Here is a 26,198-nt window from a genome sequence, read left to right as displayed (position 1 = left end):
ATTACATGCCTCTCATTCGAAAATGCTCTTGAAGCCGCCGGTAACGGGCATCCTGCCCAAGCTGTGGCGACGCCTGCACAATTTCACGCAAGCATTGCTCCAACTTCTCGGGTACCGACTGTGGTTCGGCAATCACTGCATTCAGGAGCAGCACTGCCTCCGCAGGGAAACGTTGGCACAAGCCCGATTCGTGAAGTTCATGAACGACGGAATGTGGGCGCTCAATCGGTTTCAACCAGTGTTGCACCGTAGCTAAAGCCACCGGGAATTCACCTCTGGCGGCAATCGCCAAACAAGCCAAGGAGTTGGCGATTCGCGGGGTGGCTAGGTCGCGTGATTTTGGCCACACCTGTTGCCAGAACGGCTGCACACGATTTTTCCAGTACTCCTCACACTGATCGGCTGCACTTTCAAGGGCTTGGGTAAGTACCTGCGCGGATTTCTCCAGGCCTTCCTGTGGGAGCGAACCAATCGCAGATCGAAATTCACCAAGGGTATACCCCTCGGTCGGACCCAATGCAGCATAGGTCAGGAAGGCTACGAACTGTTGGCGCTGATTGCCAAGCTTGAAATAGTAGTTTGCACTATCCAAAAATTGTGACTTGAAGGTGGTAATCAATGGCGGATACAAACGAGGAGAAAGGAGAAACCCCTCCCATACACCTTTTGCTTCGAAAGGATTACTCCAGCCGAACAAAGGCAAAAGGTGCTGTTCGGTCCACGGTTGGTCCACTCGAAAAAATGCGATCAGTTGCTCTCCTAGGAGAACTCGGCCGTGACGGAATCGTTCCACCTGCACGTCACACAGAGTAGTAAAGATGGGCTTGAGATCAGCCGGAAGCAGATCATTATCACCAGGGCTACGTTTGAACCACACACTAATGATCGCCCGAGTGATATATCCAATGGGGTGGTTAATCGCAGAGTCGACAGGATCATAGATTTCGACACCATCACGAATGGAGCTAGGGCCTAGGCCAGCTTCAAGCGGTAGTCCAAGCACACGGCTGCACAACGCCATCATGATATCTTCGTAACAATTGATGGACTTGGATGCAGCTTTTATCCACCACGTCACGTCATGGGCAATTTCCTGGAGAACAGCATCGGGCATAACCTTGACCAGCGGTGCAGCGTAATGCCAGGAACGTAACAAATTGCCTTCTTCAGCCCATACCTGCAGCGCCTCGCGCCATCGGCCGGCGGGCCAGATGTTCTCCTGTGCCAAATCCCTCAGCGATAACAGACTGTGAAAGAAACGCGTGCGACAAACGTCTCGCCATGTATCTTCATATGAATGACTCAGTTCTTGTATCGGCTTTGACAACCATTTCACCAGCTCCTGTCGCTTACGGGGGACAATATCGACATCTCTGCTATCATCAAAATCTGGATCACCAGTACCACTCCACCAGATACCGAACTCGTCACTTTCATTGGTCGCCAACTGCCATCTCGGATGGGATGCAGATAGTTCCGCCAGTCGCACCGCAGCAGTTGCTCCCATAGCGAGGCCAGATTCGTTCAATTTGGCCAGATGCAGCCAGACTGAGCGATCCACCAAACCTTGCCAACGTTCTGCTTCCACGTTACCCCGATACATCTCACGCGGAGGGCCAGCCAAAATAGCCGCTTCAAGACGTTCTTGACTGGTTCCAGCCAAATGTCGCCCCTGCTGAACGAACAGTCTGTACACCTCACGTCCAGTCTCTGTGGACCACAGCCACCACGCGTCATCGGCCAACAACCATTCCAGCCACTGCACAGGCTGGATACAACCATCCTGGCTGGCGGCAAACAAAGCGAGGCGTTTGAAGGTGGGGTATGGCAAGTCAAACCAGTTCTGTGCGATTCGTATCGCACGCGCGCTATCATTGCCGTATACCGCCCACCATGCATCGCGCAGCAACTCGATCAAGCAGACCCAATCATGGTGGCCCCGATTTTGCGAGTGTGGTGTGATTGACGGGAGAACCCAGTGCGATCTGTCACGATGGTCATCAGCCTCACCCAGCTCGCGCAACAGATCCAACGCATCGCGCAGCAGCTGCTGAAAATCTTCCAGCAGGCGCGGCAGGGCAAATGTCCAGTTCTCGCCGGCTAAATCACGCAGAGCGGAATGTACGTCATCGGCGGCTAGTACGAGTTCACAGTCCACCAATTGCTTGATGCGCCTTGGTTCATCATCGCCTTTCGAGTCGTTATCTGGCCAATGAAACGGTTTTTTCAAAACCACTTTGGGTGCGAGCAACTCGCGCAACTCCAGGCGCAATGTGGTGGTCAACCCCTCGCACTTCAAACGGCCTTGCCAGCGATACAGATCTGGCTCGCGCCGTGGTGATGTCACCCGACCACTGAGCAGAAGCCACCACAAAGTGCGCATCAGGGGGCTAGGAATAGCCTTGGGTGAGTTTAGGCGTATTTCATCCAGCTCAGAGGTCTTGTCATTACGCTCCAGTTCAGCAACCCAATCCAGTCTGCTTTCGATCTGCGACAGCCAACAGTCGTTCAACTGCCCACCACGTTCAACAATCCAGATGAGAAGTCTGGGGTCATCCAGATGACGTGTCAGCCAGCGGGCCAGATGGAACATTACGTCATCCCATTTGCTACCAGTCTCGCCTCCGGAGACTAGTAACATCTGAGGTGCACGGTCATAGGACGCGGGACGCTTAATCAGACTGAAGCGCAGATTGGTATTCACTTCGCTCTGGGGCGGCACACCAAAACGGGCCAGATCACCATGAACGAAGCGTTCATGCGCGAATGGCCCCAACAGCCACTCCAGTGAAGGGGCTGGATTGAAGTTGGCAAAACGCTTCGCCGGTAGACCCGATTTGTCCGACAAAGCCCAGAGCATCCTCCCGACAAAATCATCTTGCTTTGTACTAGCAGATGGTCGTGTCAAAGCATGGCGGGTAACAATTTGCTCCTTGCCAAGAGAGCCATCTCGATAGGTGTCTGCCCAAGCCCTCAGGGTCTTATGTAAGTAAGCGTGGCGCTGGTGCTCACGATAGAGAATGGGAGTTACGTTCTTCGCCTTCCATTCGTTAGCTCGCTCCAACTCCTTGCCTTTGGAAAAGCTACCAAAAGCAAACATCTCCGGCGGAGATTCTCCTAACAAACGATCTGCAGCCAAAGCATCCATCATGTAACGTAACACAGGGTCGTTGATGCTATAACCAACGAAGCACACGATAAAGTTGCGAAATAACTCACTGACGAAGCGGGCAGCCCAGCGTTCGGTCAAATAAGCGAGGCCGAAGTCTCCACTTGATAAAACCAAGCGATCCAGGTCGCTTGCCGTTGGCGTTACAGGCAGCACTCCATGCAAATAAACCAAGCCATCCCACCGTTTCTTGGGCACAGGGAGAAGTGGTGCTTTGAAATCTGGTATTGAAAGTGATTTAGCTAACCTAACTTCCTCAAACACGCGGTCAAAGTTGGTTGTGATGAGTCGAGTACAGCCATCACTATTTTGTGATAGTGCAAGCAGGGCTTCATGTGTCGTAGTAGCGTTTCGGGACAAAAGGTTCGGCTGCAGGATGGTCGCTAACGAGCGCCGCACCATTTCCCGACCACCGACGAGATCAGCTTCCAACAAGCCTATTGCTGTATCAAACTGCCCCGCCTTTATCGCAGACTGCTGCACAGGGTCTGGCGAAACAGAGAGTTCTTGATAGAGCCTATCCACGAGTCCTGAAAAACCGGGCAGCCCTGCTGGGTAAGAAATGCCAGCACCGCAGAAAAACACCACTCGACCTTCTTCGTGAGCCTGTAGAAGCGCATCAGGTATGTCGGGGCCGTGGGTGACGAATTGCATTTTCTGTTTCCTGTCTAAAACGCCTTGGCTCGCTATGAAAATTTATAGCGGCGCAGACGAGAGAATGAGTAGAGCATGGGCGGGCTGGCTGATGCCTCGATTGCCGAATGAGCATAATACTGCAACGTGAGTCCCACGCGAGAGCAAACAGAGAGTAAGTTTGCAGCGGATCAAATAAATACCAATGACATCAACGAGGCAGGCCAGGTTTCCACTACCAGGTTCTGGATTAACCCTGAGTCACCCGCCGATAGAACGCAGCCACCTCGCTCTCCTGCACATGACACCAAGCCAGCACCGCTTGATAGAGCGGGTACCACTGCCGCTCCCACTCACCGCGACTCAGGGTGCCCAGTCGTGGCTCGATGACTCGTCGGATTTGAGTGCTCGGGATGGGGCGCAGGCCGGTACCGCCACAGCGCGGGCAGATCTTGTCGATGGGCTTGCCGTGCAATCGGAATGCCTCCATATCCCGCACATTCCCCCTCCCCTTACACTGACAAGCGGCATCCGGGGTATCCGCGGTGCGGCAATAGTGTTCAACAGCCAGTGCAGCAATGGTTTTCAGGGCCATTGCATGACCTCGTGACTTGATAGCGCCCACATACTTGGGGGCCTGCTTGCTGCAGTGTGCCATCACCCCGATCACCGCCTTGCGATAGCTGGCCCTATCTTTTGTGTAACGGGCCATCATCAGCGCTAACCCCACGCCCTCGTATTTCTGCACCAGCCCAAGCGCCCCCAGCACATCGGCCTGAGTAAGGTGAGAGGGGCCGGTAGAACGAGACTGAATGGCCTGAAGCATGACCGAACGCGGTTCCCCAATTGAAAGAGCATATTCAAGCCGCATCAGAATGCCTCCAGTGACCAGTTGGCGCCTTTGCGCTGTACCCCGACGAAGGTGAACATCCAGTGCTGCTTGGCCGCCACCTTGATCTTGACCCGGGCGTCATCCTCCCAGAACCCCTTCACCTCGTGCAGTTCGATCAGGCCATCCTTGCGCACCACCATAAAGTCAGGGGTGTAGAAGGTCTTGTCCGCCAGCCGCAGCTTGAGCGGCTCGAACTCATAAGAGTTCACCTCCCCCGCCAGCATCAAGGTGCGCAGGTGGCTGGCATAGGCCTGCTCGGTCTTGTTCATGGTGCCCGGTATTGGCTGCGGGCGGGCCCGTGCCTTCACCCGTTGCCCACCGTCGGTCTTTCCACTGTATGGCGTCATCCAAACACTCCCAGGCCGGCGGCCTTGTTTAACGTCATCACGACGTGAACCAGCTGACTGCCGTGGGCTTTCTCCCACTGTTGCCAACCCTTGTTGTGCAATTCCATGTGTGCGTCATGGCAGAGCGGAAAGGTCAGGTGATCATGGGCCTTGCTCCCCATCACGCTCAGCCCGTGACCCACGATGTGGTGCGCCTCGATGCCATCGGTCTTGCCGGTCACCACGCACGGCAGCTGGCGCACGAACGCCAGATAGGCGGCAGACTCCCAGCGCTTCATCTTCGGTCTGGGGATATGCAACATCGGCGGCTCTGGGTCAATGGCCTTCACTGCTGGCTTGACGCGGATCCGGCTGCGCAGCTCGGCGAGCGGGTCTTGCTCCATCAGCTCGGGTCGGCTCACCCGATAGCGAGCATCAGTCTCTCGATAGCCACGCCCGGGGCGCAACACTCGCTCAGGCTCCAGTGGTGACAAGCGACAGGCATGGCGAACCACCTCGGTCGGCAGTAACCCTTGCACCTTGAACACGCTCGCCCACCAACAGAGATCCCGCGCCTGCAACTGGGGGAGCGACACCCCGCACCAGCCCGCTACCCGGGTTAACACCGCTCGCGCAATGGCAGGGGAATACTTGGCAAGGTTAATTGGCAACTGGCCGTCACGGAACTCGTTATCGTGATGCCAGCACAGGGGCAGTGGCAGGCCACCTATCTGGGCGGTGACCGACTCACCAATGCAGCCCTCGCCGATCAAGCACTGACCCACACCACGCAAGGCCAGTTCGCCACCGGCAGCGTTAACGATGGCAGGATCTAGCAGAGCGCTGGCCAGCTCAGGGAACTGCACCAGCAGATCGCCCTTTTCGCAGGCAGGGACCAACACCGCCGGACGATTACCAAGAGAGGAGCGCAACGCAACCAGCCCCTCTCCCACCTCCAGCAGCACCAGCCCCATGGCAGGCACAAACACCGGATAGGTTGGCATCATCCCAGCTTCTCCACCATCTCCAGCTTATCGAGCAGCGGGCCCAGGCGAGCCAGCAACTGGTAACTTGCGCTACGGCGTACGGCGAGTGATTCAGAGGCAATGACCCGGCGGGCCGCTTCTACTGCAGTCAGGCCCGGGCAAGACGTGTCAATGGAGCGGAACAGCGCAGCACTCTCGTTAAGTGCTGCACCAGCCGGGTTGCTGGCTTGCTGCTGTAAATGGTGTGCTCTGGCCGCGCTGCGGCTAGTAAACTTGCTCATGTGACCCCTTTACCTCACGGTAATAGTTCAGCCGTTCGAGGAAATACGTCCGGTATTCCTCTGGCTGACGGGTGATGGCCTTGGCAACATCATCTCGGGTTGCCAAATGTCGGCGGCACTGCCAAACCAGCCAAGCCGCCTGCTTATCCAATTCTACTTTCTGGCGTTCCTGCTCAGGAAATCGCGCCAGATCCAATGTCATAGCCTGCTAATTCGCCCCCGGCTAGCCCCTGCTTGAAGCCGGTCAGAATGTGGATCAGGTATGCCGCTTCATGACGGGCATCGTGCAGGGCATGGTGGCGACACCCCTCGAAGGGCAATTGATACTTGGGATCGATGCCCAGTAATTGCCGCCCCATCCACACCACGGTGCGCAGGCTCTGGTTACCACGAAACCACCAAGGTTGGTCAACACCCCACTGCTGGTAGGCATCAGCCAACAGCACGTTGTCGAATTCGCTGCCATTGCCCATCAGCTCCACCGCGGCCACCTTGTCAAAATAGCGACCCAAGAAGTTAGATAGAGCCTTCAGCGCATCCACCAGGAACAGCCGACCAGCATTGCCGAACATCTCCTCCCATGCCACCGGACTCTCTATCTTCTGCCGCTCCCAAAATGCCATGGTGTCATCATCACGCTGTCGGCCCTGCGCCAGATCCACCCGGCAGTAGAACTCATCCACGGCACGCAGCTGCGCCACATCCACAATCACCACCCCGATGGTGCCGATCACCGCATCATGACCCTGTGCGAGGGTCTCAATATCCACCACTGCGACCAAACTTGGATTACTCATACGTCCAGATCCTCAATTAAATGGTCAGTTTCAGGCCGCCACTTGTCCCAGCCCAACCTTGGCCAACAGATCGGCAAAACGGCTCTGGAACCAGTGCGGCTGGGTCTCACGCTGACAGCGCGGATCCACAATGTTCTTGCCGAACAGCAGCCCCTTTGGCGTGATCGCCCAGAACTCTTTCTGCTTGTCCGGGGCCTTGCTGGATGGCCGGCTCATCTTGGCAAGCAGGCCCTTGGATTCGAGCAAGGCATTAAAGCAGCGCACTCCCATCGCAACCCGGTGCAACCTCAGCCCTTCGGTGGCAGAGAAAGTCGGCCGTGAACTGCCGTCCGTGGCATCGCTTGGTGCGTCGATGGCATAGCTGGGTAGCAGGTTCGGCAGCCCATGTTGGCGCTGGATATTCTGCAACATCCCCAGCTTGCCGGCGTTGCTGACATTCAGCATGCGGGCCGCCGTCTCGGCAAATAGCAGCTCAACCTGCACTGCGTCCACATTGACCGGCGAATGGATCGCCACCTGGTATTGACCGCTTTTGCGCAGGGAGGGCAACACCTCGCCAGTTACCCATTGCTTGAATGCCCGAGCGGCAGGTAACTTGCTGCCGAAGATCAAGGCATAAACGCCGCCTTCATCGAGGAAAGAAACCTCCTGAACACCACTGGTTGTAGGGGTGTCGCGTTTCACGACATCCCCCTCATCCACATGGCGACGCACTGCATCCCGCGCATTGCTGTAGCCCAGGGCCTTGCACACATCCACCGCGCAGAACAGCACTCGGCCGTCCTCCTGGATCAGCCGTACCTTGCCAAACTCCTCACTGTCAAAACTCAACACCTGCATGTCACTCTCCCGATTGTCATGGGTAAGGTTTAGCTACCAAATAATACTGTTTATTTATACAGCCAACAATCACCCTACGTGATGGAAACAAAATGGCAGATTACCTACACAACCAGAGGCAGATGCAGCCTCACTCATGGCTCGTCAGCCACCACCTCCATATCAAGCTGCAGTAGATCCAGCCCAAAGGCTCGTGCCCGGGTGAATGCTTGCCGCGATCCCTTGCTCTGCTGCCAGCCAGGTAAGAAGGCAACTGCATCGCACTCCATCATCATCGGTGTGGTGATCCGCATGTAGGCATCATGATCCCAGCCATCCGGCAGCACAGCAGGGTTCATCACCCGCGCTCCCTGACCCTGCAAATAGGCTTCAGCAGCAAAGAACGCTGGCCGGTTGAGCATGGCCAAGCCACTCATCGGCCCAGCGATATACACCTTCACGCCGGCCAGGTCGATCAGGCCCTGCTCAGTCAGCTCTTTCGATTTAACGGTCATGATGGGCCTCCCCGGCCAGATCGCGATTCATACGGTTAAGCATCACCAAGACTGCCTTGGTCAACGCCAGTAACAGGGTGCCGCACCACACCAACACCAGCAAAACGGCTCGCAATGGCGCCAGCAGCAGACGGACGATCTGACGGGGGAACATCACCAACACCCAACCAGCCGCGATTATCCATACCACCGGCGCTTGCAGCATCTGCCAACCCAGACCGCCCTCATAGGGCACATGGGCCAACACAAACAGCGCCACAAACACATACATCAACAGGAAGAAGGCCTTAACCATGACTGGCCTCCTTAGTCTTTGCTGCCAGCTCGCTGAGCTCACGGCAGGTAGACACCAGGCGCGGCTCATCCTCGAACTCGTCCCAATCCAGCTCCGGCCCCACATCCTCTGCCAACCACTGGCGCAATGTGATAACTAACATCACCAGAAACGCCAGCCAGGCCAATGCCAACCCCAAAAACATCCATCCAATACTCATCAGTTCCTCCCCCTCCCGGTGGTGGTACGATGGGCAGCGCGTTCAAGCGCATCCCCTACGATTTGGGCCGCATGCTCAGCGACCGAACCAAAGCCAGATTCACCGATCAGGTAGAGCGCGATAAACATCGGGATCCCCGCCTCTCTGGCCTTCTCCACCTCATCGATGGTCAATACCGGCGCAAACCAGTTTCTGGTCGCCGTATGCTGGGCGTAGTAGTGCATCATGCCCCTACCCTCACCAGCTCGACCGCCTTGCCCCGGATCCGCGCCGCTTCTGCCCGAGCTTCCTCGGCACCATCCCATACCAGGTAATAACCGGCATCTGTCGCCGCATCAGTCTTGCCAAGCGTTTCCTGCGAGTTCGACACCTCAAGATGAACCTGCTCCCCCACCCAGCCCCGTACAGGCGGATAGATAGCGACCCTGCAGAACTTCGCCTCACGCACATCGCGCTCGGCATTTGCGTTGAATTGGCCGGCCATCACATCATCCTCCCTGTCACCGTGACCCCACGCTGGCGCAGCTCGGCCAGCAGATGAATCAACTCAGCCTGCACCAGCGAATCGATCACTCGATGTTCACGCTCATAAACCCGCGCCACTGCCTGCATTTCACAAGCTCGCATCGAGAGCTGCCAGCCAACTGAGGCGACCTTGACCACGGGAACCCGCCGCAGGATCGCCGCCTTCACTTCGGCAGGTCTGGGGGCAAATTGCCGATCGGCATCCTCTGCCAACTGCAGCACCGCCTCACGAACCTGACCGACAGGAAACCCCTTGATCATCAGTGCCCAAGCCTGGGCAGTCGCGCTGGCGTTACTATCCAGCTGGTTCGCACTGGCTGGCCAGAACGCCGTCATCATCGGGAACAGCTCGTTGGCCAGGAACAATGCGATCGGGTCGGCAATGCGCTGTTCGGCAGGTAAGCAGCCTTGGTGCAACACAGCCACGTCAGAGGATGGTGTTATCGTCATAGCCAACCCCTCCTGTTGCAGCCATGAACGCCTGGGCTTGCTGCTGGGCCTGCGCCAGATTGGACATGGGACGCTTGCGCTCAAACCCCTCCCACTCGCCGTTCACGCAGCGCGGGCGACCGATGGCATCCCAGCGCTTGGCTGCGGCCAGATAGCCGTCGAACTTCTGCGGCGCGAACACTGTCATCGGGCGCAGGTATTCACTCATCTTGAGGTCTGCAGCCCAGTGCGCGGTCTTGAAGTCCACCACCAGTTGCAGATCAGCAACCACGTAGCCGTCAGCCAGACGGGCGTTGATGTTCTGCAGGGTGGTAGGTTTGGCCTGATAACGGCGATCGGCCACCGCGTTGAAGTGTTCCAGCACCGCCTTGGCTTCTGGACTCACCACCAGAGTGGTCTTGCGCTTCTGGTCTCGTCCGGTTTCTTAACAAACCGCACAAGAGATCTGTTTAAGATCCTCTGTACTATCTAATTCTTTTACTTCTTGTTCTGTTGTCGTGACGGTCGGGACCCCGATGGGCGGGACAGTGGGCGCCCCATATCCCCCATTCAAAGCCACGCCAGACAAGGGGTTGGGCGGGACACTCAGCGCCCCGGTCGGCACCCCGATGGGTGTCCCCTTTGTCGCGCCCTCAAACTGCCCTGTTGCGAACGATTCGCAATTGTTGGCAACGGGCTGCACGGTGGCCTGATAGTCGTCGTAGTTGCAGATCTCGATGATGGTGCCCCAGGGGGTGCCGTGAAGCTCGATCATCTCTTCTTTGGCAAACCATGCCAGCAGTCGCTCAGCGCCCTTTTTGTCGAGCCCACGACCTCGCTCGTCATGAAGCAGTTGCCCCAGCTCGGTGGCACTCATCACCAACTGGCCCCGCAGCAGATGCCAGTCACGACCCTTGTAACGCACTGGGCCAGCCTCATAGGCCGCCATGCTGATCAACCGCATCCAAGCTGCCAGCTTGGTGGCATTGCGGGCCCAGTCTGCTTGTAGCAACGAGCGCCAGCACACCACATAGCCGCTGCGACGGTTGTCACTCATGTTGCACACCTTCCTTCGGGCTGGTGCAGCCATTGGGACCGCCAGTCTGATCACTTCACCCATGGCGACCTCCCATGTGCTGCAATTGGGCAAAAACCATCCTTGCCTGATCGGCACTGATGGGTAACGACAGTCCCATCACCACGAGCCGGTACCCGTTAACAAACTGCAGTTGCGGCATTACTTGCCTGACTGAGCGCGGTTGGATAAGATCTTTCATGTTCACATCCTGTTGTGATGTTTGAACCATGGCCCCGGCTGTTGACGCAGCGCGGGGCCGCCTTTATCTACTTGCTGGCGATTGTCGGCAGCGGGCGCACATTGGCGCCGGTGCTGCTGATCAGCCCCATCACCTGCTCGGCAACCAGAGTGCCTACCCGTTCAATCTGGCCCTGCTCCATCCTGTCGATAACTCCGTCAACCCGGGCGTCGTGAATGGCCTGCATCAGCTTGCCGAATACGGACTGAGCCAACAGCACCTGCTCCACCAGATCATCATCACTGACAGAGCCATGAGGCCTCGCGACCAGCATCAGACCGCGCCCCGCGGCCCATGCCTCCAAAATGCGGTTGTCATCAGCCAACTCGGTGACGGCTACCGCTTCCCCCAAGTTGAGGTGGTGGCTATCGCAATCCGGATTCATCTTGTTGGCCAACACCACCGGGCTCTTGCCTAACTTGCGAGCAAGATCACTGATGTTTGTGGCTTGTCCCAGCAGATAGGCGGCAGCCAATACATCGGTGCGCAAAACAGAACCGGGGTTTAACGTGGTTTTATCTGTGGTGTCTGCCATGATGACCTCATGCTCTGGTTAGTTGCCGGGCGGAAAAACGTCTTCGAGCGAACATCTGGCACCAATAGCATTGAGCGCATCGACAATACATCGGCTCTCAATAAGTCCTGGGGTTCTGAGCCCCAGCTCATAGTTGCCAATCCTCGACACGCGCCAACCCGCTGCTTTGGCCAATTCAGCTTGGGTTTTACCCAATGTTTTTCTGATTTCAGCTATTCGGTTCACTAATGATCTCCTGTCCACGAACACATTAAACACGCATCGTGTTCAATAGTAAACACGTATCGTGAGTGATGGGTATCACATAACGTGATAAAAATATGCAGTATGACAAATGAACACTTAGCCCGTGGAGAGCGGCTTAAAGCTCTTCGAGAAAAATGGGGTCTTAGCCAAGCGGCTCTTGCCGAGAAATGTGGCTGGGCATCGCAGTCACGCGTGGGTAACTATGAGGTGGGGACTCGCAAGATCAGCGCAGATGATGCAATTGTGCTGGCTAAAGCTCTGGGGGTTGGTCCAGAGGTCATTTTATTTGGTACCACTACTGCAAGTTCAGAGCGGTTGATTGAATTATCCCCGCTCTCACAAAATGACATAAAGATGGTGCCTTTGATTTCCTGGGTACAGGCGGGTGAATTTTGCCTCGCAGATTCTTTTGAGCTTCCCAACGAAGACCTAGAATATTACGCCTGCCCTAATCCCAAGGCGGGCCCACGCACCTTCGCGTTAAAAGTTCGTGGTGATTCCATGACGAACCCACACGGGCAACGCAGCTACCCCGAAGGGACGGTCATCTTTGTAGACCCGGATCATCCCCCGAAATCCGGATTGAGAGTGATTGCCAGCTTGGAAGATGGCAGTTGCACCTTCAAAGAACTGGCCGAAAACGAAATGGGTAAAACCTATCTCAAAGCCTTGAACCCGCGCTACACCATTAATGACCATCTAGAGCCGGCTAAAGTTTGCGGTGTAGTGATTGGCTCCTATACCCCAGAATAACGCTTCTCCAACCGCACAATCACAAACCCGTGTTGCACGGGTTTTCTTTTATTCGAAATAAACACATTTAGTGTTGACACGAAAACCACGTAGCGTGATTATTGTCTTATGTCAGGTGCAAAGACCCCCAGCCAGAGGACCAGCACAACACTGGCAGCGGTGACAACGGACTGCTTGGGGATAAACCGGGCTAACAACTGGAAAAGCCACATCGAGCAAAGCGAGTGGCGGGAATGACTCCCCAGCAACCCACCAGGTGAAAGGCCTGGAACATATCGGTGATTAGGCAAGCAGTAAGTCATCTGCGCCAGGAGCAGAAATTCAGAGGTCATAGCCATCTATCACCAACCAACTTTGGCGTCGTAACTGGATAACCAGGCCGTCAATGGGAGCGTAACTACGACGCAAGCTCCCCAGCCATGGCAGTAGCAGCGGTGAGGAAACCGACCGCGGTAGGCCCCATGGGGTACGAAAACCCATCCGCCCTGGCGATGTAAAAGGCCAGGACATAACTCAGTTGGTTTTGCAGGGGACAGCCGCGGACAACGTGGCTGGCGAGTGAACCGGTGACCAAGGCCAACTGAGATGTGGTGACCCGCAGTAAGTAGCCGATGGGAAGTGCCATCACAATACCCCACCGCAGGGTTAAGCGGATGCCTTGGTCACGCTGTGAATCGCCACCAAGGCCCTCGCCGAGAGGCGACCGTTTCGATAGGTAGGGCTGCCCGTGAGGGCATACCAGTGCCAACAACCAGAACGGCTGACTCACTGCGAAGTGCTCAACCATCACCACAAGTGCAATACATGTGGTTACAACTCTCTCCTGGCCCCGGCAACGGGGCCCTTATCCCACAAGCGATAGCGGCCCATCAGCGGGTCACGGACTCCCTTTGCCTGTCGCTTGTGTGATGAGACCAGTTTAAGAAATGGCGGAGGCATCAATGCACCCAAACGAGTTCATTGCCAAGCACATCAAGGCAACGCTGGAGAAAGAGCAATTCCCTGACCATGCGATCTCGCTCGGTGTTGCAGAAGCGAAACGCCATTTCAACCGGACACCCAGCTTTGCCAAGGGGAAGGTGTTCGATGAGTGCCTCAAGGCGGCCCGTGCAGTAGCCAAGATTGCGAAGAAGGCGGTATCGGCCAAGAAGGCCAAGCCCTGATCCGGGGGACGGATTGCAACTGATTGATGAGGGATACATGAATCATTACGCCGAGGCTCTGGCCCTCCTGCAAGCACAGCCAGACCACGAACTCAAACAGATCGGCGACCAGTGGCAAACACCCAAAGCGCTGGCCTGGGGCCTGTTCCACCAATTCGCCCCCACCCTGGGGCCGGTCGTACTCGATATGTTCGCCGACGATTGCAACACCCTTTTGCCGAACTACTACGACGCCGAGGACAACGCTCTCACCCAGGATCTGGCCGCCGACCTGCGCCGCCTTGGGGGGGCCGCCTTCGCCAACCCGCCCTACTCCCGCCCCTGCGTGGATGCCGACGGCAATGCCATCACTGGGATGGAGGCCATCCTCAACTACTGCCGCGACCAACGGGATCTTGGCGCCAAGATCATGCTGCTCATCAAGGCCGCGACCAGCGAAACCTGGTGGCCGGAGGATGCCGACTTTATCCAGTTCATCAGCGGCCGCATCGGCTTTGAGGTACCGAGCTGGTATGTCCCCCGCGATCCGAAGAAGGACAAACCTAGCTCAAGCGGCTTTGCCTCTGCCGTGGTGATCTTCGATACCAGCTGGCAAGGCGAGCGCCGCCCAGAGGCCAGCCTGCGCCGGGATGACTTGATCACCACCGGCCAGCTCATCCTCGACATGATCCATCGTCAAGCGGTAGCGCTCAACATAGCCGCCCGCCAAACCATCGAGGCCACCAGCCCAGTAATTACACTGCCAGCAGCATCGGAGACGCTCACCACCATCACGACAGGCGTCGAACCACTCCAGGATTGGCAGCAGTTTCCGGCAATCAAGACGGTCATCTATCAGATTGATGAGGCCAATCTGCTCACCCCAGCCAACACCCGACTACTCGCCGGCTACATCCGCGATCTGCTGGATGGTGATACCAATGAAGAGCACACGCTCAGCCACGCCACCCGGATGGCAAAGCATCTGCTGAATCCGAATGAAGAGCAGCTGATGCTGGCACTGAACGACGGGGAGGCAGCATGAGCCTCATCCAACAAGTTGCAGAATGGGTGCATGCCAGATCAGAGGGTGCTATCAGCGCTGAAGTGGCTGCCGAATTCGCCCTCACCGTCAGTAAGGCCAGCATTGCGATAGGCCAGATCCACAGAGAGTCCCGCTTCACTACCCGGGTTGAGCACTTCTGCCTAGTTGGAGATAACGGCCGTGGCCGACATACCCGCCGCCTCTATGTGGATGCAGTGAAGCCGCCGCAGTGGCGCAAGACCCCAGTCGTTGGCACTTGCGGGGATCAGGTGGTTCGGTTCGATAGTGTCACCGACGCCGAGACCAAGGGCGGCTTTGTCAGGGTTGGCATCACTCGCTGCCTTGCCGGCCAGCAGGAGAAACACGGAGGGTACCGCTGGCAGATAGACACCACCAAAGGAGCAGGCAGATGCACCGCTATCACTACACCCTGAATGCCGCCATCGAGCTGGGGGCTACGCCAGATCGCCTAACCGGTACCATCGAGGCACACCACCCGATGACCCCACAGCAGATCAGGTTGGCCGCCATCGACCAAGCGCCAGCCCAGTATCTCAACTTCAACGAGCTGGAGTATCAGGAACGTGAAGAGGGAGTTGATTGAAGGGCTGGCCATCTTGGTTAGCACCACATTGTTTCTGGCCACTCTGGCTGTGATGTAACAACGACTGTCCGGGAGGACACGATGGATATCAGACTCTACCAACGCAATTACCGGGATGACCTCAAACAAGCCATCCAACAGGAGCAGGCCGCGAGCTACATCGATGCCGCCCTCTCCTACAAGAAGGCCCAGCATCACGCCACCAGCGCCAACATGTCGGGCAAAGCACAGTTCGCCATGGCTCGCCGTATTAATTGCCTCAAGATGGCCAATGACCCGCAATGGAAGCAGGTGAACTCCGAGTTCCAGCAACGCTATCAGGCCATGGAGGTCTATTGATGAGACGCGGTATTAACAAATTCATCCTGAACGGCAACCTTGGCCAGGATCCAGAAGTGCGCTACATGCCAAGCGGCGGTGCTGTCAACGACATCACCCTGGCTACGTCCGGGCACCCGCGCTGATGAACTGCATCTGAGACTCGGACAGATCAACCTGCGGCTCGCTGCAGCCGCCCTGCTCGCCGTGAAGCGGAATGGAGACGCAAATGCATCAAAAAGTCGTTGTGATGGAACGCCCTAACTGGGTTCTGCCGAGGATTTTGGGGGAGATGTTCGGGTACACTGAGAAGGCGATTAGTGAGAAGCGGAAAAAGGGCCAGCTAATAGAGGGGGTTCACTATAAAATGGCCCCTGATGGGAAGTATGTCTATCACTGGCGGAGATATGAGGATTGGCTGACCGGAACCAAGAACTGACTGACATAATTGCGATCACCCCAGGCGTCGAGCTTCACGGCAAGAGCTTGCGCATTGACTTCCGCTTCCACGGCAAGCGTTGCCGAGAAACGCTCAATATGCCGGCCACCAAAGCCAATATCAAGTATGCCTCCCGAAAACGGGAGGCCATCCTGCACGAAATCGCCATCGGCGTGTTCGATTATGTCAAGTACTTCCCTGATAGCAAGAATGCCCATCGGTTCGCAGGCACGACAGCAAGCAGGGACATCTCACTTGGCGACTTAGTTGAGCACTACCTGAAGATCAAGGATGTGGATATCGGTGACAATGCCCGCGGCCGCTATCGCTCAATCCTTGGGATGATGGCTACCGACCTAGACCACACCAGAATCGTCAGTACCTTCAGAACTGAAGACCTGCAGCACTGGCGGCGGTTCTTGATGACAGAGCCACGCGACAGAACCAGCAAACCTTTGGCCCCCAGATCGGTCAACTACTACATGATGGTGGCCGCTGGCCTGTTCAACTTCGCCAAGCAGAATGGCTACACCCACCAAGACCTGTCATCAGTGCTGACCAAGGTGGAGGTGATCAGGGATAAACCTGACCCGTTTGATCAAAATGAGTTCCGGCGCCTGCAAGAGGTTGCCAGGCACGATATGGATGCAATGTGGATACAACTCGCTTGCTGGACTGGCATGCGAACTGGGGAGCTCTGCACACTGGCATGGGAGGACATTGACCTCGAACGCGGCGAGATCCAGATCCGCCGCAACATTACCCAGAGCCGCAACTTCAAGGTACCGAAGACCGGCCATGAGCGGACGATTGCTCTTCTTCCGCCAGCTATTGAGGCGTTGAAGCGCTTACGGCCAATGACTGCCATGCGCCAATCCCACTACATCAAGAAGACCTTGAGGGATCGCCGGCAGATAGATGAGAAGGTCACGTTCGTCATTAGCCCTGACGTAACCAGCAAGACCCCTGGTTTGAGCATTTGCTACACAGCATTCACGTTGGGTGACAAATGGGATCGTCTGATAAAGAGGGCTGGCATTCGCCGCCGAACCCAATACCATATGCGTCATACATTTGCGTGCTGGATGCTGACCGCTGGCGCAAACCTTGAATGGGTAGCGTCATACCTTGGGCACGAAGACAGCACCATGGTCCGCACAGTTTATGGCAAATGGATCCCCGAACAAGACCGCGATGAAGCGGATCGGGTTTGGGGCAGGATTGGGGCAAGCTTTTTAGATTTGGCCCCAATACAGCCCCAAGAATTTAAACAAACACCATAACAATCTGTAAATTAAAGAGAATTAGCCAATGGCTCAATTTATTTACACCATGAACCGGGTCGGCAAGGTAGTGCCGCCCAAGCGTCATATTCTCAAGAACATCTCCTTGAGCTTCTTCCCAGGCGCCAAGATCGGCGTGCTGGGTCTGAACGGCGCCGGTAAATCCACCCTGCTGCGCATCATGGCGGGCATCGACACCGAGATCGAAGGGGAAGCCCGCCCGCAACCCGGCATCAAGATTGGCTACCTGCCGCAGGAGCCTAAGCTGGATCCGGAGCAGACCGTACGCGAGGCGGTCGAAGAGGCCGTTGGCGAAGTGAAGCGCGCCATGGCCCGTCTGGACGAGGTCTATGCGGCCTACGCCGACCCGGATGCCGACTTTGACAAGCTGGCCCGCGAACAGGGCGAGCTGGAAGCCATCATCCAGGCCCAGGGTGGCCACAACATGGAAAACCAGCTGGAGCGTGCGGCCGATGCCCTGCGCCTGCCGGCCTGGGATGCCAAGATCAAGCACCTCTCCGGTGGTGAGCGCCGCCGGGTGGCACTGTGCCGTCTGCTGCTGGAAAAGCCGGACATGCTGCTGCTGGACGAACCGACCAACCACCTGGATGCGGAATCCGTGGCCTGGCTCGAGCGCTTCCTGCACGACTACGAAGGCACTGTTGTGGCCATCACCCACGATCGTTACTTCCTCGACAACGTGGCGGGCTGGATCCTGGAGCTGGACCGCGGCGAAGGTATCCCGTGGGAAGGCAACTACTCCTCCTGGCTGGAGCAGAAGGACGCCCGTCTGGCGCAGGAAGCAAGTTCCGAAGCGGCCCGTCGCAAGTCCATCGAGAAAGAGCTGGAGTGGGTTCGTCAAAACCCGAAAGGGCGTCAGGCCAAGTCCAAGGCCCGTATGGCTCGCTTCGAAGAGCTCAACACCAACGACTACCAGAAGCGCAACGAGACCAACGAGCTGTTCATTCCGCCCGGACCGCGACTCGGCGACAAGGTGGTGGATGTGGCCAACCTGCGCAAATCCTACGGTGATCGGGTGCTGATCGACGATCTGTCGTTTGCCATTCCGAAGGGTGCCATCGTCGGCATCATCGGCCCGAACGGTGCCGGTAAGTCGACCCTGTTCCGCATGATGTCGGGTCAGGAGCAGCCGGATTCCGGCGCCATCACCTTGGGTGAAACCGTGGTGCTGGCCTCTGTCGATCAGTTCCGCGACAGCATGGATGACAAGAAGACGGTATTCGAAGAGGTCGCTGACGGTCAGGATATCCTGCGCATCGGCAACTACGAGTTCCCGAGCCGCGCCTATATCGGCCGCTTCAACTTCAAGGGTTCCGACCAGCAGAAGCGGGTTGGCGAGCTCTCCGGTGGTGAGCGCGGTCGTCTGCATCTGGCCAAGCTGCTGCAGACCGGCGGCAACGTGCTGCTGCTGGATGAACCGACCAACGATCTGGATATCGAAACCCTGCGCGCCCTCGAGAACGCCCTGCTGGAGTTCCCGGGTTGTGCCATGGTCATCTCCCACGACCGCTGGTTCCTCGACCGTATCGCCACTCACATCCTCGACTATCAGGATGAGGGCAAGATCGAGTTCTTCGAAGGTAACTTTACCGAATACGAAGAGTGGAAGAAGAAGACCTACGGCGCCGAGGCGATCCAGCCACACCGCGCCAAGTACAAGCGCATAGCCAAGTAACTTGGCAGTGCAGGGCGAGTGGCCATCCAGCCGCACCGCACCAATCACGACAAGCGCATCGCCAAATAGGGCTGACTGCGTGTGGAGGGGAGCTTCGGCTCCCCTTTTTCTTGCCTTTTGACTTACAATCCTAGACGGATGCCTTTGCATGGATGTAGCACAATGACGACCCCCATAGAGAAAAAACTCACCATCCAGATCCGGGTTGAACCGGGTTGCCTCGGGCCGGATGGCAAGGAGCACATAGAGACCTTCTGTGCCGCGGCCGCCAAGATTTTTGCCGCCGTGGAACCCGAGCTGGTGAGCTGGGTGCTGATCCCCCGTTACGACAAGCAACTGCCTGAGCAGGAGTTCTTTATCGAGGGACGCAAACTGACCGAAGAGCAGGCCAGTCTCTTTCTGCGCCGCTTCGGCCGCGAACTGGGTGAGGTTCAAGACCGGCTCGACTCGGTGCTGGCCCAACTGGTCGAACGCTACTTCAAAACTCTCTGATCTCTGCCCTCTCTGCGCCAAAAAGGTTCTCCGACGAGAACCTTTTTTGTTGGCGAAAAAGCAAACGTTTGATCTTTTGCTCCATTCATTGATCTGCTTCGCAGATCCGGGGTTTGTAAACGGCGTCGCCTGTGTAAAAATGTGCGCGCTGTCACGGTATCAGGACGAGTCTGGTTACTTCTCCACCAGAAACAGGGCCATCACTCCCGAATGAATGGGAGCCCGCTCGCCTGCTGCTTATTTCACGTCACCTATTGGAATCCAACATGAATCAACCACAACAGGCCCCCACACAGGCTGCCGGGCAAGGATTGCTTGAGCGCCTGTTTGCCCTGAAGGGCCATGGCACCAACGCCCGCACCGAAGTGATCGCCGGCATCACTACCTTCCTGACCATGGTCTACATCGTGTTCGTCAACCCGCAGATCCTCTCTGCGGCAGGCATGGACACCCAGGCAGTCTTTGTCACCACCTGCCTCATCGCCGGCATCGGCAGCATCCTGATGGGCCTGTTGGCCAACCTGCCCATCGCGCTGGCACCCGCCATGGGCCTCAACGCCTTCTTCGCCTTCGTGGTCGTGGCCGGTATGGGCTACTCCTGGCAAGTGGGTATGGGCACCATCTTCTGGGGCGCCATGGGTCTGTTGATCCTCACCCTGCTGCGGGTGCGTTATTGGCTGATCGGCAACATCCCGCTCACCCTGCGGGTCGGCATCACCGCCGGTATCGGTCTGCTGATCGCCCTGCTCGGCCTGCACAACGCCGGGATCGTCGTGGCCAGCCCCGCAACCATGGTGACCGTGGGCAACCTCACCTCCCTGCCCTGCCTGCTGGGTCTGCTCGGCTTCTTCCTGATCTGCATCTTCTCCGCTCGCGGCGTCCACTCCGCCGTGCTGATCGCCATCGTGGTCACCACGGCGCTGGGCTGGCTGTTTGGCGATGTCACCTTCAAGGGCTTCGTCTCCATGCCCCCCAGCATCGAACCGGTGTTCGGCCAGCTGGATCTGATGGGCTCGCTCGACATCAGCCTCGCCGGGATCATCTTCTCCTTTATGCTGGTCAACCTGTTTGACTCTTCCGGCACCCTGATTGGCGTCACCAACCGCGCCAAGCTGGCCGATGATCGCGGCCACTTCCCCCGCATGAAGCAGGCGCTGATGGTCGATAGCGTCAGCTCCGTCGGCGGCGCTTTCATGGGCACCTCCTCGGTTACCGCCTTTATCGAGAGCAGCTCCGGCGTTGCCGTTGGCGGCCGTACCGGTCTGACCGCCATCGTGGTCGGCATCCTGTTCCTGCTGGCGATCTTCTTCTCCCCAGTCGCCGCCATGGTGCCGGCCTATGCCGCCGCTGGCGCCCTCATTTATGTGGGCGTGCTGATGTGCTCCGAGCTGACCCGGGTGAAGTGGGAAGATCTGACCGAAGCGGTACCGGCCTTTATGACCGCGGTGATGATGCCGTTCAGCTTCTCCATCACCGAGGGGATCGCAGTGGGCTTTATCTCCTACTGCGTGATGAAGGCGGGCACCGGCCGCTGGCGCGAAATCAACCCCTGCGTGCTGGTGGTAGCCCTGCTGTTCGTGCTCAAGTTTGTCTGGGTCGACAGCCACTAAGCGGCACTCTGTCCCAATAAAAATGCCAGTCAGCTGACTGGCATTTTTTATCCCAAACTATTCTCGGCCTGTGCGATGGCCATAAAAAAATCCGAAACCAGTGGTTTCGGATTTTTTCTATTCAGCATGTGGCAGAGCAGGGTTATCCCCTCGCCTGCCACATCGGCAGCAGTTACTCGGCAGCCATGCGGGCTTCGATATACGCCAGTGCGCGATCGATACGCGCCAGTACCCGTTCTTTTCCGACCAGCGCCATCACGGCGTCAATGCCGGGGGACTGGCCCAGACCGGTGACAGCCACGCGCAGCGGCATGCCGACCTTGCCCATGCCCTGACCCAGCTCGGCGGCAGTGGCTTCAATCAGCTCGTGCAACGCTTCGGTGGTCCAGCTATCCAGCGCAGCCAGCTTGGCCTTGGCCAAGGTGAGCGGCTCAGCAGCGACGCCACGCAGGTGCTTCTTGGCAGCCGCTTCATCGATGGCTTCATACTCTTCGAACAGGTAGCGGCTCTGGGCGGCCATCTCGACCAGAGTGTTGCAGCGCTCGGCCAGCAGGGTGACTACCTCGGCCAGAGCCGGGCCATTGCTGGTGTCGATCTTCTGGTTTTCCATGTGCCATGCCAGATGCTTGGCCACATAAGCAGGATCCAGGCTGCGCATGTAGTGGTTGTTCAGCCACAGCAGCTTGTCAGTGTTGAAGGCAGAGGCGGACTTGGAGATGGCATCCAGGCTGAACAGCTTGATCATCTCGTCGAGGCTGAAGATCTCCTGATCGCCGTGGGACCAGCCCAGACGCACCAGATAGTTCAACAGCGCTTCCGGCAGGTAACCGTCGTCGCGGTACTGCATCACGGAGACTGCACCGTGGCGCTTGGAGAGCTTGGCACCGTCGTCACCCAGGATCATGGAGACGTGGGCAAACTCGGGCACCGGCGCGTTCAGCGCCTTGTAGATGTTGATCTGGCGCGGGGTGTTGTTGATGTGGTCTTCGCCACGCACCACGTGGGTGATCTCCATGTCCCAGTCATCGACCACCACGCAGAAGTTGTAGGTCGGGGCGCCATCGGTACGGCGGATGATCAGGTCATCCAGCTCGGTGTTGGCGAACTCGATGCGGCCACGGACATGGTCATCGAACACCACAGAACCTTCGGTCGGGTTGCGGAAACGGATCACGTGCGGCGCATCGGCCGGGTGATCGTGGGCGTGGTCGCGGCACTTGCCGTCATAACGGGGCTTCTCGCCGTTGGCCATCTGACCTTCACGCAGCGCTTCCAGCCGCTCCTTGGAGCAGTAGCACTTGTAGGCGCGGCCATCGGCCAGCATCTCGTCGATGATACCGTTGTAGCGATCGAAGCGCTTGGTCTGGTAGTAGGGGCCCTCATCCCAGCTCAGCTCCAGCCATTCCATGCCCTCAATGATGGCGTCGATCGCCTCCTGAGTGGAACGTTCCAGGTCGGTATCCTCAATACGCAGCACGAACTCACCGCCCTGGTTCTTTGCAAACAACCAGGAATAGAGTGCGGTACGGGCACCGCCGACATGCAAAAAGCCGGTCGGGCTGGGAGCAAAACGGGTTTTGACTTTCATCTTTAAGCCTTGTGTAGAGGGCCTTGGGCCAATTCGTTAGAAAAAACCGTCGCATTTTAGCACCGACCATCGCGGATGGGAAAACCATGACGCCATTGCGGGCTAAAGTAGAGGATAAAATCTGTCACCATTTTCCTCTGTAGCCCGATATTTGAAGAGGATCGCAAAACCGAAGCCCCGTTTCCGATTTGCTATGCACAATGCTGGAGAGCTGCCTCCTCCGGTCGATACCCAAATAACGCTCACCACACTTCTCACGAACAAGGAAGAGACGATGCAGTTCCGTTCTATCCAGAATCGCATTCTAGTGATGGCCGGGATCGCCATGACCGCAGCCCTGGTCATCCTGATCCTGCTCAACCAATACTCCGGCCAACAGACCCAACAACTCACCATCAGCTCCAGCCGTGAAGCGCTGCAGCAGGAGGCATGGCAGAAGGTCAGCGCCAATGCCCGCGCCGAGGCGGCCACCATCACCCAGCTGCTGCAAAAAGGGCTCTCCTACACCCAGCAGATGGCCAGCGCCCTCGCCCTGCAACAGCAAGGCAAACTGCCGCTGGATCGCCAGCAGGCCACTGACCTGCTCAAGGCCCAGCTCGCCCTTGAGCCCCAGCTCTACGGCGCTTTTGCCGGCTTCGAGCCCAACGGTTTCGACGCTCAGGATGCCAGCTTCGCTGGCCAGAGTGCCCTGGGCAGTGACGACAAGGGGCGCTTCGTGCCCTACTTCTATCGCGACAAGGATCAAGTCGGCACCGATCTGCTACTCTCCATCGAAAAAACCGACCCGGATGAATTCGGCAATCCCGCCAATGACTACTACGCCTGCCCGAAACGGGAGGGGCGCTCTTGCCTCATCGATCCCTTCAAGGTGGATATCAACGGTCAGCAGGTGCTGGTGAGCACTATCACCACCCCCATCATGGTGGATGGTCAGTTCAAGGGGATCGCCGCGCTGGATCTGGCGGTGGACTCCATCAGCCGTCAGGCCAAGAGCCTCAACAGCAACATCTATGATGGCCAGGGGGAGACCCTGATCGTCAGCGCTGCCGGTGTCATCACCGGCACCAGCGGGGATGCCAGCCTGCTCGGCAGCAGCGCAGGTAAGGTGCTGGGCAACCAGTGGCAGCAGTACCTGAAACCGGAAATTCAGCGTCAGGAGCTGGACGAATCATTCCGTATTTCCGTCCCCATCATGGTGCCGGGAATGAGCCGCAACTGGGCCATCATCGTCACCCTGCCCTACAAGGTGGTACTGGCGGGGGCCGATCAACTGGAAAGCCAGCTGAGCGACATGAACCAAGCTGCCATGACCCAGCAATTGGTGGGCGCCGTTATCGTGCTGGTGCTGGCGCTGGTCACCATGCTGGTGATTGCCCGCAGCATCACCGGCCCCATCCGTCAGATGGTCAGCCTGGTGGATGACATCGCCGATGGTGAAGGGGATCTCACCAAACGCCTTGCGACCCGCTCTGTCGACGAACTAGGGGATCTGGCCAAAGGCATCAACCGCTTTATCGACAAGTTGCAGGGGCTGCTCGGGGATGTGCTCAAGACCGCCAGCGAGGTGAACCGCTACGCCGGTGATACCGATCGCATTGCCGGTCAGACCGACAACAACCTGCAGCATCATCAGGCGGAGATGGAGCAGATGCTGACCGCCGTGCAGGAGATGTCCTACGTCAGTCAGGAGGTCGCCACCCACGCCAACAACACCGCCGACTCGGCCAAACAGGCGCAAGGCGCAGCCGATCAGGGCAAGGAGCGCTTCCAACAGGTGATCCAGTCGATGCACAAGGTCGCAGCAGAAGCCGGTAAAGGGGCCGAAGTGGTCGAAGGGCTGGCTCACGACAGCGCCCAGATCACCAGCATCCTCACCGTCATTCAGGGGATTGCCGATCAGACCAACCTGCTTGCCCTCAACGCCGCCATCGAGGCTGCCCGGGCTGGCGAACAGGGCCGCGGCTTTGCGGTGGTCGCCGACGAGGTGCGCAAACTGGCGGGCAATACCCAGCAGGCGGTGCAAAACACCCAGGAGTTGATCGAGAAGATCCGCCTCAGCTCCACCAATGCAGTCAACGCCATAACCCAGAGCCAGCAGCTGACCCATCAGGCGGTGAGCGAAGCAGATCTGGCGGAAGAGGCGCTCAGCAGTATCTACCAGGCCATTTCCACCATCAACGACATGACCTATCAGATCGCCTCCGCCGCCGAAGAGCAGAGCTCGGTCTCAGAAACCGTCTCCGGCAACCTGTCAAAAACCAACGCACTGGCCAACGACATTGCTCAGGATGCGACCGAAACGGCCAAAGCCAGTCAGGCATTGCGTCAGGCGGCCGACAAATTGCAGCAATTATTGGGTCAATTTCGTCTCAGCTGATAATTTTCCGCATCAGGACTCTCCCCCTCGGGGGCGAGTCCGTTTACCATAGGCGACGAATTTGCCTGATGGCAGGCAATGTAGTGAGAGGTAAATGCCGTGCCCACCCCGGACCGTCGCCCACGAGGCCATAACAGACGAGCCCAGCAGCGTCGCCAAGACGAATCACAAGGATCCCTGCTCCATCGCATCAATGCCGCGACCTTGTCCCTGCGCCAACGTTTTGGCCAAGGGATGAGCAACCTCGGCCAAGGCCGCCAGGATGCCAAAGCAGGCAAATTCAAGCTGTCCAGCCCGCTGCCCCGCAAAAACACCATAGGTCTGCTGATCCTGATCCCGCTCTGGTTGCTGGTACTGGCCTGGGAGCCGGCACCATCCGCCCCCAAGGCAGCCCCTTCCGGCTCGCTGGAAGTGCCGCTGGCCGTACCAGCTCAAGCTCTAACTGTCGGTAATGGCGCGGCAGGCAGTGCCCCCGCGGCAGCCAAACCGGTCGAAGAGAAGGTCAACGGCACCTGGCTGCAACACGATGTGCAGGCGGGTGAGACCCTCTACTCCATCTGGCGAAAATTCGAGTTGCCGGGTGCCGAGCTGAGCCGCCTGATCGCCATCGAGGGGCCGGATCGCCCCCTGACCCGCCTGCAATCGGGCCGCTCTATCTTCATCCTGGTGGACGACACCCGCCGCATCCAGCGGGTCGAGATCCGCTCCTACGGTCAGGCGGTTTACCGCTACGACCGGCAGGGCGAAGGGTTCGCCCTCAAGGAATAACAAAAACGGGAGGCGCTGGCCTCCCGTTTTTTTTGGCTATGTCCCAATTACGTGTTGAAAGGCTAAGCTTGAAGTAGGCCATCACCTTGAGGTCTACCATCATGGATACCCCAGCCTTTC

Annotated in this window: 33 protein-coding genes and 1 pseudogene; 14 read left to right on the top strand and 20 right to left on the bottom strand. The window is 57.7% G+C overall.

Going from position 1 to position 26,198, the window contains the following annotated elements; all coding sequences use genetic code 11:
- Position 1 precedes the first annotated feature (1 nt).
- The 19 genes from dsr1 to ACW5W8_RS17255 form a co-directional block, all read right to left on the bottom strand.
- Entirely contained in the window at positions 2-3,823 is a 3,822-nt protein-coding gene (dsr1, locus tag ACW5W8_RS17345) for an anti-phage defense-associated sirtuin Dsr1 (RefSeq protein WP_498629090.1), read from the bottom strand.
- A 229-nt stretch (positions 3,824-4,052) separates the two neighbouring features.
- On the bottom strand, positions 4,053-4,628 hold the full coding sequence (locus ACW5W8_RS17340) for an antitermination protein Q (RefSeq protein ID WP_498629088.1): 576 nt from the start codon (positions 4,626-4,628) through the stop codon (positions 4,053-4,055).
- Between the two features lie 44 nt (positions 4,629-4,672).
- A complete protein-coding gene (locus ACW5W8_RS17335; protein WP_498629086.1) occupies positions 4,673-5,041 on the bottom strand; it encodes a DUF1064 domain-containing protein in 369 nt (122 codons plus the stop codon).
- On the bottom strand, positions 5,038-6,027 hold the full coding sequence (locus tag ACW5W8_RS17330) for a DUF968 domain-containing protein (protein WP_498629084.1): 990 nt from the start codon (positions 6,025-6,027) through the stop codon (positions 5,038-5,040). Before ACW5W8_RS17330 ends, ACW5W8_RS17335 begins: the two co-directional genes overlap by 4 nt.
- Positions 6,024-6,287: a hypothetical protein gene (locus ACW5W8_RS17325; RefSeq protein ID WP_498629082.1), complete on the bottom strand. Its 264-nt coding sequence runs from the start codon at positions 6,285-6,287 to the stop codon at positions 6,024-6,026. Before ACW5W8_RS17325 ends, ACW5W8_RS17330 begins: the two co-directional genes overlap by 4 nt.
- A complete protein-coding gene (locus tag ACW5W8_RS17320) occupies positions 6,271-6,489 on the bottom strand; it encodes a DUF3283 family protein (RefSeq protein WP_498629080.1) in 219 nt (72 codons plus the stop codon). Before ACW5W8_RS17320 ends, ACW5W8_RS17325 begins: the two co-directional genes overlap by 17 nt.
- Entirely contained in the window at positions 6,461-7,084 is a 624-nt protein-coding gene (locus ACW5W8_RS17315; protein WP_498629078.1) for a 3'-5' exonuclease, read from the bottom strand. The genes ACW5W8_RS17320 and ACW5W8_RS17315 overlap by 29 nt, the downstream gene beginning before the upstream one ends.
- A 30-nt stretch (positions 7,085-7,114) precedes the next feature.
- Complete coding sequence (locus tag ACW5W8_RS17310) at positions 7,115-7,924, bottom strand: BRO-N domain-containing protein (RefSeq protein ID WP_182934082.1); 810 nt, start codon at positions 7,922-7,924, stop codon at positions 7,115-7,117.
- Between the two features lie 134 nt (positions 7,925-8,058).
- Positions 8,059-8,418 carry a DUF4406 domain-containing protein gene (locus ACW5W8_RS17305; protein ID WP_498629075.1) on the bottom strand — a complete coding sequence of 120 codons (360 nt, stop codon included), beginning with the start codon at positions 8,416-8,418 and terminating at the stop codon, positions 8,059-8,061.
- Positions 8,408-8,713, bottom strand: a complete 306-nt coding sequence (locus tag ACW5W8_RS17300) for a hypothetical protein (protein WP_498629073.1) — start codon at positions 8,711-8,713, stop codon at positions 8,408-8,410. The genes ACW5W8_RS17305 and ACW5W8_RS17300 overlap by 11 nt, the downstream gene beginning before the upstream one ends.
- Positions 8,706-8,912 (bottom strand): hypothetical protein, encoded by a 207-nt coding sequence (locus tag ACW5W8_RS17295; protein WP_386911988.1) that lies wholly within the window; start codon positions 8,910-8,912, stop codon positions 8,706-8,708. The genes ACW5W8_RS17300 and ACW5W8_RS17295 overlap by 8 nt, the downstream gene beginning before the upstream one ends.
- Positions 8,912-9,139, bottom strand: coding sequence for a hypothetical protein (locus tag ACW5W8_RS17290; protein WP_236361168.1), 228 nt, complete (start codon positions 9,137-9,139; stop codon positions 8,912-8,914). Before ACW5W8_RS17290 ends, ACW5W8_RS17295 begins: the two co-directional genes overlap by 1 nt.
- Positions 9,136-9,396 (bottom strand): hypothetical protein, encoded by a 261-nt coding sequence (locus ACW5W8_RS17285; RefSeq protein WP_498629071.1) that lies wholly within the window; start codon positions 9,394-9,396, stop codon positions 9,136-9,138. The genes ACW5W8_RS17290 and ACW5W8_RS17285 overlap by 4 nt, the downstream gene beginning before the upstream one ends.
- Positions 9,396-9,887, bottom strand: coding sequence for a hypothetical protein (locus ACW5W8_RS17280; RefSeq protein WP_081376058.1), 492 nt, complete (start codon positions 9,885-9,887; stop codon positions 9,396-9,398). Before ACW5W8_RS17280 ends, ACW5W8_RS17285 begins: the two co-directional genes overlap by 1 nt.
- Positions 9,865-10,275, bottom strand: a complete 411-nt coding sequence (locus tag ACW5W8_RS17275) for a conserved phage C-terminal domain-containing protein (protein WP_498629069.1) — start codon at positions 10,273-10,275, stop codon at positions 9,865-9,867. The genes ACW5W8_RS17280 and ACW5W8_RS17275 overlap by 23 nt, the downstream gene beginning before the upstream one ends.
- A gap of 36 nt (positions 10,276-10,311) precedes the next feature.
- Positions 10,312-10,923 carry a hypothetical protein gene (locus ACW5W8_RS17270; RefSeq protein WP_498629067.1) on the bottom strand — a complete coding sequence of 204 codons (612 nt, stop codon included), beginning with the start codon at positions 10,921-10,923 and terminating at the stop codon, positions 10,312-10,314.
- A 55-nt stretch (positions 10,924-10,978) separates the two neighbouring features.
- Entirely contained in the window at positions 10,979-11,143 is a 165-nt protein-coding gene (locus tag ACW5W8_RS17265; RefSeq protein WP_187394193.1) for a hypothetical protein, read from the bottom strand.
- Positions 11,144-11,210: 67 nt separating this feature from the next.
- Positions 11,211-11,717, bottom strand: coding sequence for a phage regulatory CII family protein (locus tag ACW5W8_RS17260; protein ID WP_199427522.1), 507 nt, complete (start codon positions 11,715-11,717; stop codon positions 11,211-11,213).
- 18 nt (positions 11,718-11,735) lie between these two features.
- The gene (locus ACW5W8_RS17255; protein WP_016349638.1) at positions 11,736-11,942 is read right to left on the bottom strand and encodes a helix-turn-helix transcriptional regulator; all 207 of its coding nucleotides are present in this window, start codon (positions 11,940-11,942) and stop codon (positions 11,736-11,738) included.
- A gap of 102 nt (positions 11,943-12,044) precedes the next feature.
- Between ACW5W8_RS17255 and ACW5W8_RS17250 the strand changes: the two genes are divergently transcribed.
- The 12 genes and pseudogenes from ACW5W8_RS17250 to ACW5W8_RS17195 all read left to right on the top strand — a co-directional run bounded on the left by ACW5W8_RS17250 (position 12,045) and on the right by ACW5W8_RS17195 (position 21,345).
- The gene (locus ACW5W8_RS17250) at positions 12,045-12,716 is read left to right on the top strand and encodes a LexA family protein (protein WP_498629064.1); all 672 of its coding nucleotides are present in this window, start codon (positions 12,045-12,047) and stop codon (positions 12,714-12,716) included.
- A 941-nt stretch (positions 12,717-13,657) separates the two neighbouring features.
- Positions 13,658-13,879, top strand: a complete 222-nt coding sequence (locus ACW5W8_RS17245) for a hypothetical protein (RefSeq protein WP_498629062.1) — start codon at positions 13,658-13,660, stop codon at positions 13,877-13,879.
- A gap of 37 nt (positions 13,880-13,916) precedes the next feature.
- On the top strand, positions 13,917-14,903 hold the full coding sequence (locus tag ACW5W8_RS17240; RefSeq protein WP_498629060.1) for a phage N-6-adenine-methyltransferase: 987 nt from the start codon (positions 13,917-13,919) through the stop codon (positions 14,901-14,903).
- A complete protein-coding gene (locus ACW5W8_RS17235) occupies positions 14,900-15,337 on the top strand; it encodes a hypothetical protein (RefSeq protein WP_498629058.1) in 438 nt (145 codons plus the stop codon). The genes ACW5W8_RS17240 and ACW5W8_RS17235 overlap by 4 nt, the downstream gene beginning before the upstream one ends.
- Positions 15,313-15,507 (top strand): hypothetical protein, encoded by a 195-nt coding sequence (locus ACW5W8_RS17230; RefSeq protein WP_498629056.1) that lies wholly within the window; start codon positions 15,313-15,315, stop codon positions 15,505-15,507. Before ACW5W8_RS17235 ends, ACW5W8_RS17230 begins: the two co-directional genes overlap by 25 nt.
- 81 nt (positions 15,508-15,588) lie before the next feature.
- A complete protein-coding gene (locus ACW5W8_RS17225; protein ID WP_016349631.1) occupies positions 15,589-15,846 on the top strand; it encodes a hypothetical protein in 258 nt (85 codons plus the stop codon).
- Positions 15,843-15,956 (top strand): annotated as a pseudogene (locus ACW5W8_RS17220) (single-stranded DNA-binding protein); the annotation flags it as partial. The gene ACW5W8_RS17225 and the pseudogene ACW5W8_RS17220, both read left to right, overlap by 4 nt.
- A gap of 86 nt (positions 15,957-16,042) precedes the next feature.
- A complete protein-coding gene (gene xisR, locus ACW5W8_RS17215) occupies positions 16,043-16,264 on the top strand; it encodes an excisionase family protein (RefSeq protein WP_305954850.1) in 222 nt (73 codons plus the stop codon).
- The gene (locus ACW5W8_RS17210) at positions 16,240-17,547 is read left to right on the top strand and encodes a site-specific integrase (RefSeq protein WP_498629053.1); all 1,308 of its coding nucleotides are present in this window, start codon (positions 16,240-16,242) and stop codon (positions 17,545-17,547) included. The genes xisR and ACW5W8_RS17210 overlap by 25 nt, the downstream gene beginning before the upstream one ends.
- 28 nt (positions 17,548-17,575) lie before the next feature.
- Positions 17,576-19,243, top strand: coding sequence for an energy-dependent translational throttle protein EttA (gene ettA / locus ACW5W8_RS17205; RefSeq protein WP_498629051.1), 1,668 nt, complete (start codon positions 17,576-17,578; stop codon positions 19,241-19,243).
- A 162-nt stretch (positions 19,244-19,405) separates the two neighbouring features.
- Complete coding sequence (locus ACW5W8_RS17200) at positions 19,406-19,735, top strand: hypothetical protein (RefSeq protein ID WP_005343410.1); 330 nt, start codon at positions 19,406-19,408, stop codon at positions 19,733-19,735.
- Between the two features lie 266 nt (positions 19,736-20,001).
- On the top strand, positions 20,002-21,345 hold the full coding sequence (locus ACW5W8_RS17195) for an NCS2 family permease (protein WP_498629049.1): 1,344 nt from the start codon (positions 20,002-20,004) through the stop codon (positions 21,343-21,345).
- 172 nt (positions 21,346-21,517) lie between these two features.
- Here ACW5W8_RS17195 and gltX read toward each other — a convergent pair whose 3' ends face one another.
- Positions 21,518-22,933: a glutamate--tRNA ligase gene (gene gltX / locus ACW5W8_RS17190; protein ID WP_498629047.1), complete on the bottom strand. Its 1,416-nt coding sequence runs from the start codon at positions 22,931-22,933 to the stop codon at positions 21,518-21,520.
- Between the two features lie 274 nt (positions 22,934-23,207).
- Here gltX and ACW5W8_RS17185 point away from each other — a divergent pair, with 274 nt between their 5' ends.
- Both ACW5W8_RS17185 and ACW5W8_RS17180 read left to right on the top strand, forming a co-directional pair.
- Complete coding sequence (locus tag ACW5W8_RS17185; protein ID WP_498629045.1) at positions 23,208-25,310, top strand: methyl-accepting chemotaxis protein; 2,103 nt, start codon at positions 23,208-23,210, stop codon at positions 25,308-25,310.
- Between the two features lie 99 nt (positions 25,311-25,409).
- On the top strand, positions 25,410-26,078 hold the full coding sequence (locus tag ACW5W8_RS17180; protein ID WP_278168575.1) for a LysM-like peptidoglycan-binding domain-containing protein: 669 nt from the start codon (positions 25,410-25,412) through the stop codon (positions 26,076-26,078).
- The last annotated feature ends 120 nt before the right edge of the window (positions 26,079-26,198 follow it).

This window comes from Aeromonas aquatilis (assembly GCF_054052405.1).
The sequence above is the reverse complement of the archived record's forward strand: the minus strand, read 5'-3'. Positions and strand labels throughout refer to the sequence as shown.